At 50.2% G+C, this 3021-nt stretch carries 1 rRNA gene; it reads right to left on the bottom strand.

Features of this window, described 5'->3' with window-relative positions:
- Positions 1-50: 50 nt before the first annotated feature.
- Positions 51-2943 (bottom strand): 23S ribosomal RNA (locus AACW90_RS22825).
- Positions 2944-3021: the final 78 nt, after the last annotated feature.

The raw sequence follows: 3021 nt of genomic DNA, 5'->3' as shown, positions 1-3021 counted from the left end.
CACACATTCAATGTTCTTGCATTGAGTCCACAAAACCCCTTGGGTGTTGTATGGTTAAGCCTCACGGGCAATTAGTACAGGTTAGCTCAACGCCTCACAACGCTTACACACCCTGCCTATCAACGTTCTAGTCTCGAACAACCCTTTAGGACACGTAAAGTGCCAGGGAAGACTCATCTCAAGGCTCGCTTCGCGCTTAGATGCTTTCAGCGCTTATCGATTCCGAACTTAGCTACCGGGCAATGCCATTGGCATGACAACCCGAACACCAGTGGTTCGTCCACTCCGGTCCTCTCGTACTAGGAGCAGCCCCTTTCAATCTTCCAACGCCCACGGCAGATAGGGACCGAACTGTCTCACGACGTTCTAAACCCAGCTCGCGTACCACTTTAAATGGCGAACAGCCATACCCTTGGGACCGACTTCAGCCCCAGGATGTGATGAGCCGACATCGAGGTGCCAAACACCGCCGTCGATATGAACTCTTGGGCGGTATCAGCCTGTTATCCCCGGAGTACCTTTTATCCGTTGAGCGATGGCCCTTCCATTCAGAACCACCGGATCACTATGACCTGCTTTCGCACCTGCTCGAATTGTCATTCTCGCAGTCAAGCGGGCTTATGCCATTGCACTAACCACACGATGTCCAACCGTGTTTAGCCCACCTTCGTGCTCCTCCGTTACTCTTTGGGAGGAGACCGCCCCAGTCAAACTACCCACCAGGCACTGTCCGCAACCCCGATAAGGGGCCTACGTTAGAACATCAAGCATACAAGGGTGGTATTTCAAGGTCGACTCCACTCCATCTAGCGACGAAGTTTCAAAGTCTCCCACCTATCCTACACATGTAGGGTCAATGTTCAGTGCCAAGCTGTAGTAAAGGTTCACGGGGTCTTTCCGTCTAGCCGCGGGTACACTGCATCTTCACAGCGATTTCAATTTCACTGAGTCTCGGGTGGAGACAGCGTGGCCATCATTACGCCATTCGTGCAGGTCGGAACTTACCCGACAAGGAATTTCGCTACCTTAGGACCGTTATAGTTACGGCCGCCGTTTACCGGGGCTTCGATCAAGAGCTTCGACCTAAGTCTAACCCCATCAATTAACCTTCCGGCACCGGGCAGGCGTCACACCGTATACGTCATCTTACGATTTTGCACAGTGCTGTGTTTTTAATAAACAGTTGCAGCCACCTGGTATCTGCGACTCCCGATAGCTCCATCCGCAAGGGATTTCACCGTCAAGAGCGTACCTTCTCCCGAAGTTACGGTACCATTTTGCCTAGTTCCTTCACCCGAGTTCTCTCAAGCGCCTTGGTATTCTCTACCCGACCACCTGTGTCGGTTTGGGGTACGATTTCTTATAATCTGAAGCTTAGAGGCTTTTCCTGGAAGCATGGCATCAATGACTTCATCACCGTAGTGACTCGACATCGGGTCTCAGCCTAACAATTTCCCGGATTTACCTAAGAAATTAGCCTACACCCTTGAACCTGGACTACCATCGCCAGGCTCACCTAGCCTTCTCCGTCCCCCCATCGCAATTATAAGAAGTACGGGAATATTAACCCGTTTCCCATCGACTACGCCTTTCGGCCTCGCCTTAGGGGTCGACTTACCCTGCCCCGATTAACGTTGGACAGGAACCCTTGGTCTTCCGGCGTGGGAGTTTTTCACTCCCATTATCGTTACTCATGTCAGCATTCGCACTTCTGATACCTCCAGCAGACCTTACAGTCCACCTTCAACGGCTTACAGAACGCTCCCCTACCCAACATAATAAATTATGTTGCCGCAGCTTCGGTGTATAGCTTAGCCCCGTTACATCTTCCGCGCAGGCCGACTCGACCAGTGAGCTATTACGCTTTCTTTAAATGATGGCTGCTTCTAAGCCAACATCCTGGCTGTCTGAGCCTTCCCACATCGTTTCCCACTTAGCTATACTTTGGGACCTTAGCTGGCGGTCTGGGTTGTTTCCCTCTCCACGACGGACGTTAGCACCCGCCGTGTGTCTCCCGGATATTACTTACTGGTATTCGGAGTTTGCAAAGGGTTGGTAAGTCGGGATGACCCCCTAGCCTTAACAGTGCTCTACCCCCAGTAGTATTCGTCCGAGGCGCTACCTAAATAGCTTTCGGGGAGAACCAGCTATCTCCAGGTTTGATTGGCCTTTCACCCCTAGCCACAAGTCATCCGCTAATTTTTCAACATTAGTCGGTTCGGTCCTCCAGTTGATGTTACTCAACCTTCAACCTGCCCATGGCTAGATCACCTGGTTTCGGGTCTATACCTAGCAACTCGACGCCCAGTTAAGACTCGGTTTCCCTACGGCTCCCCTATACGGTTAACCTTGCTACTAAATATAAGTCGCTGACCCATTATACAAAAGGTACGCAGTCACGGGACGCAATGCCCGCTCCTACTGCTTGTACGTACACGGTTTCAGGTTCTATTTCACTCCCCTCACAGGGGTTCTTTTCGCCTTTCCCTCACGGTACTGGTTCACTATCGGTCAGTCAGTAGTATTTAGCCTTGGAGGATGGTCCCCCCATATTCAAACAGGATATCACGTGTCCCGCCTTACTCGTTTTCACTTAAAATGATGTGTCGGTTACAGGGCTATCACCTTGTATCGCGATACTTTCCAGAATCTTCACCTGCATCATTAAAAGCTTAAGGGCTAATCCAATTTCGCTCGCCGCTACTTTCGGAATCTCGGTTGATTTCTACTCCTCCGGGTACTTAGATGTTTCAGTTCCCCGGGTTTGCCTTATTAACCTATGTATTCAGTTAATAATACTAGCTTTTGCTAGTGGGTTTCCCCATTCGGAAATCGTAGACTCAAGTGGCTTTTACTGCCTTATCTACGCTTATCGCAAGTTAATACGTCCTTCATCGCCTCTGACTGCCAAGGCATCCACCGTGTACGCTTAGTCACTTAACCATACAACCCCAAAGGGTTTCGCTTACGCGAAATAACAACGAATTGTTATTGTATTAGCAACCAAGGTTTCTATCGTTG

Origin of the sequence: Vibrio frigidus (assembly GCF_042465995.1) — a bacterium.
Classification (GTDB): domain Bacteria; phylum Pseudomonadota; class Gammaproteobacteria; order Enterobacterales; family Vibrionaceae; genus Vibrio.
Note: the sequence above shows the minus strand (reverse complement) of the source record. Positions and strands in the feature narration are given on the sequence as shown.